Origin of the sequence: Geomonas sp., from assembly GCF_035254065.1 — a bacterium.
Lineage (GTDB): Bacteria > Desulfobacterota > Desulfuromonadia > Geobacterales > Geobacteraceae > Geomonas.
This window is the reverse complement of sequence record NZ_DATFBA010000395.1, coordinates 1-5,233: the sequence shown is the minus strand read 5'-3', so window position 1 is coordinate 5,233 and position 5,233 is coordinate 1. Positions and strand designations below refer to the sequence as shown.

5 protein-coding genes are annotated in these 5,233 nt (G+C 59.8%); 2 read left to right on the top strand and 3 right to left on the bottom strand.

Annotation, left to right across the window (positions count from 1 at the left end; all coding sequences use genetic code 11):
- Positions 1-182: 182 nt before the first annotated feature.
- The 3 genes from nifS to VJ604_RS18620 all read right to left on the bottom strand — a co-directional run bounded on the left by nifS (position 183) and on the right by VJ604_RS18620 (position 4,051).
- A complete protein-coding gene (gene nifS / locus VJ604_RS18630) occupies positions 183-1,355 on the bottom strand; it encodes a cysteine desulfurase NifS (RefSeq protein ID WP_324085097.1) in 1,173 nt (390 codons plus the stop codon).
- Positions 1,352-2,215 carry a Fe-S cluster assembly protein NifU gene (gene nifU / locus VJ604_RS18625; RefSeq protein WP_324085095.1) on the bottom strand — a complete coding sequence of 288 codons (864 nt, stop codon included), beginning with the start codon at positions 2,213-2,215 and terminating at the stop codon, positions 1,352-1,354. Before nifU ends, nifS begins: the two co-directional genes overlap by 4 nt.
- Positions 2,216-2,626: 411 nt before the next feature.
- Positions 2,627-4,051, bottom strand: a complete 1,425-nt coding sequence (locus tag VJ604_RS18620; RefSeq protein WP_324085093.1) for a phosphoglucomutase/phosphomannomutase family protein — start codon at positions 4,049-4,051, stop codon at positions 2,627-2,629.
- 265 nt (positions 4,052-4,316) lie between these two features.
- Here VJ604_RS18620 and VJ604_RS18615 point away from each other — a divergent pair, with 265 nt between their 5' ends.
- The gene (locus VJ604_RS18615) at positions 4,317-4,610 is read left to right on the top strand and encodes a PxxKW family cysteine-rich protein (RefSeq protein WP_324085091.1); all 294 of its coding nucleotides are present in this window, start codon (positions 4,317-4,319) and stop codon (positions 4,608-4,610) included.
- Positions 4,611-4,816: 206 nt separating this feature from the next.
- Positions 4,817-5,233: NUDIX domain-containing protein (locus VJ604_RS18610; protein ID WP_324085089.1), on the top strand; the 417-nt coding region annotated here is incomplete at its 3' end.

Genomic DNA, 5,233 nt, shown 5'->3' with positions numbered 1-5,233 from the left:
TCTTAAAATCTGAAGGCCGACCTTATGAAGGTCGGGCTTGATCTTAAAATCTGAAGGGCGACCTTATGAAGGTCGGGCCTGATCTTAAAATCTGAAGGACCGAACGCAAAGGCCACATCCATCGATGGATGTGGCCTCTGTGTTTTCCCTATGTCACCTTGTTTGAGTATGCTTCTGTGGTCCTACTTCCTGTCCAGGAACTCCCTGCCGAAGGGGGACATCTCGCGGAGACGATGGATGATCGGGGGCAGTTCCTTGATGACCGTATCGATCTCGGCGTCGGTGGTGAACCGGGAGAGCGAGAAGCGGATGGAGCCGTGGGCGCAGGTGAAGGGAACGCCCATGGCGCGCAGCACGTGGGACGGCTCCAGCGATCCAGAGGTGCAGGCGCTGCCGGAGGAGGCGCAGATGCCCTTCTCGGAGAGGAGCAGCAGGATCCCCTCCCCTTCCACGAATTCCATGGCGATGGAGAGGGTGTTGGGAAGGCGCTCGGCGCCGCCGCCGTTGATCCGGGTGTTCGGGATCAGCGCGGTCAGCTCCTTCTCCAGACGGTCGCGCATGGCGCGCACGCGGGTGTTCTCGTCGTGCATGTGCTGGGAGGCGAGTTCGCAGGCCTTGCCCATGGCGATGATGGAGGCGGTGTTTTCGGTACCGGCCCTGCGACCGCGCTCCTGGTGTCCGCCGACCAAAAACGGGCGGAACGGGGTGCCGCGCCGCACGTAGAGGACGCCAACCCCCTTGGGCGCGTGCAGCTTATGGCCGGAGATGGAAAGGAGGTCGATGGCGGATTCCGCCATGTTGAGCGGGATCTTGCCCACGGCCTGCACCGCGTCGGTGTGGAAGAGGGCGCCCTTCGCCTTGGCGAGACGGGCCGCTTCCTCGATTGGGAAGATGACGCCGGTCTCGTTGTTGGCGTACATCAAGGTGACCAGGGCGGTGTTGTCGTCCAGCGACGCTTCCAGCTCCTGCATGTCCAGACGCCCTTGGCCGTCCACGTTCAGCTCGGTGACCCGGTACCCTTTCTTGGTCAGGTTGCGGCACTGGGTCAGGACGGCAGGATGCTCGACACGGCTGGTGATGATGTGGCGCTTTTCCGGGAACACTTCCAGGGCGGAGCGGATGGCGGCGTTGTCGCTCTCGGTGCCGCAGGCGGTGAAGACGATCTCGTCGGTGTTGGCCCCCAACAGTGCCGCCACGCGGGCGCGGGCCTCGTCCACCTTCTTCTGCACCTGGCCGCCGAAGAAGTGCATCGAGCTCGGGTTGCCGTAAAGCTCGCAGAAGTAGGGGCGCATCTCCTCAAAGACCAGCTCGTCTACCTTGGTGGTGGCGTTGTTGTCGAGATAGATCTCCTTCATCCCTGGACCTCCTGGACGTTGATATCATCAGACACCATCTCGCGCAGCTTCTGCTCCACGAACTTCGCGGTGTAACCGGAGGATGCGCAGCCGGCGCAGGCCTTGCGGAAGGCGACCTGCACGTTGGGGCCGTCGATGTCGATCAGCTCCAGGTCGCCGCCGTCCGCCCACAGCTGGGGACGGACTTCATTCTCCAGGACCTCCTGGATCAGCTGCATCTTTTTCAGGTTGGTCAGCTTGGCCGGTTTCTCAGGCGCCGCCTTTTTCTTCTCTTCGCCCATCACCTCGGCGATCAGTTCCTTGATCTTCGGAATGCAGCCGCCGCAAGCGCCCCCCGCCTTGGTGAAGTGGGTGACCTGCTCGGCAGTATGCAGCTTGTTGGAGGCGATGACTTTCTTCAGGAAAATGTCGGTGAGCCCGAAGCATTTGCAGACGACCTCGCCTTCGGCCTCCACGTGATCATGGCCGTGGCCGTGCTTGGGGGCCTCGACGCCACGGTACTTGGCGATGGCGGCCTCCAGCGCTTCCTGCCCCATGACCGAGCAGTGCATCTTCTCCTCGGGAAGCCCACCCAGGAAGTCGGCGATCTCCTGGTTGGTCACCTGGAGCGCCTCGTCCAGCGTTTTGCCCTTCACCATCTCGGTAAGAGCCGAAGAGGAGGCGATGGCCGAGCCGCAGCCGAAGGTCTGGAACTTGGCGTCGACGATGCGTTCCTTCTTCTCGTCCAGCTTTATGAAAAGTTTCAGGGCATCACCGCAGGCCAAACTGCCGACCTCACCCACTGCATCTGCATCCTTTATCTCACCCACATTCCTCGGGTTGAGGAAATGTTCTTTCACCTTGTCAGTATAGTCCCACATAGACCCTCCTCGTTAGGTAGTCCGGCTATCATAGCGCAAAGCTGGTAGAAAATGAACCCTAAAACTTCCCGATAACACAGCATAGCGCTCAGGTATGCCGGCTTGTTTGATGTAGGTCAAGAGTGTGCAATTCCCGCTCCGAAGTGACGACAATGTCAGGGATGGTGCGGCTCCAGCAGCCGAGGGGGGCCAAAAGGCATGTAAATGCGGTGAGATGGAAAGAGGTGCAAAATTCAAACAGAGAGAGGCAGACTATTAATAGAATGGAAATGGTCCGATTTGAACGACTCGTCAAGGGCAGGGTGCACGTTAGACAGGCAGACCTGTATATATATTATGTCCTCAAGGAAAAAAGGGGCGGCCACCCGGGCCGCCCCTACTCTACTCTACTCTGCTGATGGGGAGCTCGCCCTATTCCTTGCCGATGATGAACTCGCGGCCAGCCTGGACCAGGGCCTGCAGACGGTCTTCGCTGGCGGCCTCGCAGTAAAGCCTCACCACCGGCTCGGTCCCTGACTTCCTGAACAGCAGCCAGCTGCCGTCTTGCAAGAGGAACTTGTTGCCGTCCACGGTGATCCGCTCCTTGACGGCGACGCCCGCGAAACTGGTCGGGGTGGCGGCGATCCGCTCTGGGAAGACGGCTTCCAGTTCGGGCGACAGGGTGAGGTTGACCCGCTTGGTAAGGTAACGGCCGACTTCGGAATAGAGCCGCTCCAGGAGCTCAGTGACCGACTTGCCCTCGTGGGCCACCATCTCGGCGGTCAACAGACAGGCGAGGATGCCGTCCTTCTCGGGGACGTGCCCCTTGATGGTGAGTCCTGCGCTCTCCTCCCCGCCGATGATGATCTTGTCCTGCCCGATCAGCTCCCCTATATACTTGAACCCTACCGGGGTCTCGAACACCTCCACCCCGTGCTTCTTGGCGACCGCATCGATCAGGTGGGAGGTGGCCACGCTGCGGGCCACGCCGCCGGTCATCTTCTTCACCCTGACCAGGTAGTCAAGCAGCAGCGCAATTATATAGTTCGGCTCGATGAACGTGCCGTCGCGGTCGACGATGCCGAAGCGGTCGGCATCGCCGTCGGTGGAGATCCCCAGCATGATGCCCGGATCGTGCTTGACCAGCTTGATGAAATCCTGGATGTACTTTTCGGAGGGCTCGGGGGGGAAGCCGCCGAAGTAGGGGTCGCGGTGGGCGTTGATCTGCACCACCTCGGCGCCGTGCGCCTTGAGGGGTTCGGCGATGTAGCCGCGGCCGGTTCCGTAGAGCGGGTTGACGGCGAGGGTACCCAGCTTGGCGATGGCCTTGAAATCGACCTTGCGGGAAAGGTCCTCCAGGTAGTACCGCATGGGGTCGATCTCTTCCACGAGCCCCTTGCTCTTGGCATCCTCGAGGGTGAGCTCCTTGTAGCAGATCTCGCCGGCCATCTCGTTGGCGCGCCGCTCGATGTCGCGGGTGGTCTCGGGAAGGGCCGGTCCGCCGGAGGAAGGGGACCACTTGATGCCGTTGTATTCGGGAGGATTGTGGCTGGCGGTGAAGTTGATGGCCCCCGCCGTCTTTCTGCGCAGGATCTCGAAGGAGATGACCGGGGTCGGGGTGTCGCGCACGCAGAGGAAGGCCTTGATGCCGGCGCCGGCCAGTACCTGCACCGCCTCGCGGGCAAAGGCCTCGCCCATGAAACGGGAGTCGTAGCCGACGATGATCCCTTTGCCTGCCTCACCGGAGGCCTTCACGTTGTCTGCGATGGCCTGGGTGACCACCTTTACGTTCTCGAAGATGAAATCTTCACACATGATGCCACGCCAGCCAGAAGTGCCAAAGGTGATCCGCTGCATAGGTGAGCCTCCCGATTATTAACTCAATATAATAGATGACAAAGCTGCCCACGTGTCGGTGTCGGCACCTTCCGGCGCCCCCTGAAACCCTGAAAACCCGCACGCAGAGCAGCTTTGGACGAATTTGTAAAGTCTAATGCATAACGTCTCCCGAGTCAAGAATTCTGCAGAAAAGTTGATATTTTTCGAGTTGACATTATTCTTTTGAAATTGGTAGAGTAACTTCTGTCAACAATTCCGACGAACTATAGAGGAGGCTTCAATCATGCAGTGTCAAACCGTACTTCCCGGTGCCGAGTGTACTTTCGCAGGTAAACAGGGTTGCGTCTTTACGGAAGGGTCTTGCCAGCTGGTAGTGGAAAACTGCGAAGGGTGCGATAGGATCATCGACTCCACCATCGGTCAGGTATGCAGTGCGTACCCTGCCCCCGGGAAGAAATGGGCTGCAGGCATCTGCAATTTCGCAACGCACGTCAAGGTCGAGATCAAGACCGAAGATTCCAAGATCAACCCGCTCAAAGCTTCCAAGAAGGCTGCCGGCGCCAAGAAGAAGAAGTAATCTACCAATCGAATCGCAGCACAAGCTCGAAAAAGGGAGGACCACGGTCCTCCCTTTTTTTTGGCCTGTTTTCCAGTCTGCCAAGCTCATTCACTGCCTCAACGGCGAGGTGATCTTGTCCCATTAACCCCATCCTCACCCCTGCCCTCCCCTTGAAGGGGAGGGTGAGCTATCCCAGGGGATATACGTGTTCAGGAGGTAATACCATGCCGTTCGATTACATCGCCTGCCCCAACTGCGGCGAGAAGGTCAGACAGTACCGTAACCCCTTTCCCACCGTCGACGTCATCATCGAGCTCCCCGAAGGGATCGTGCTTATCGAGCGCAAGAACGAGCCGTTCGGTTGGGCGATACCGGGGGGATTCGTCGATTACGGGGAATCGGTGGAGGCTGCAGCGGTGAGGGAAAGCCTGGAGGAGACCTCGTTGGAGGTAAGCGACCTGCGTCTTCTGGGGGTTTACTCTGATCCTTCGCGCGACAAGCGCAGCCACAACATCTCCACCGTCTTCGTGGGGAAGGCCTCCGGGACCCCCAAGGCCGGAGACGACGCCGCGGGTCTCGCCGTCTTCCCGGTCGACGCGCTGCCTGAACCGCTTTGCTTCGACCACGGCCAGATCCTGGCC

Excerpts from the sequence above, each read along its gene's own strand:
- VJ604_RS18615 (WP_324085091.1), top strand. The coding sequence starts at position 4,317 with ATGCAGTGTCAAACCGTACTTCCCGGTGCCGAGTGTACTTTCGCAGGT.
- nifU (WP_324085095.1), bottom strand. The coding sequence starts at position 2,215 with ATGTGGGACTATACTGACAAGGTGAAAGAACATTTCCTCAACCCGAGG.
- VJ604_RS18620 (WP_324085093.1), bottom strand. The coding sequence starts at position 4,051 with ATGCAGCGGATCACCTTTGGCACTTCTGGCTGGCGTGGCATCATGTGT.
- nifS (WP_324085097.1), bottom strand. The coding sequence starts at position 1,355 with ATGAAGGAGATCTATCTCGACAACAACGCCACCACCAAGGTAGACGAG.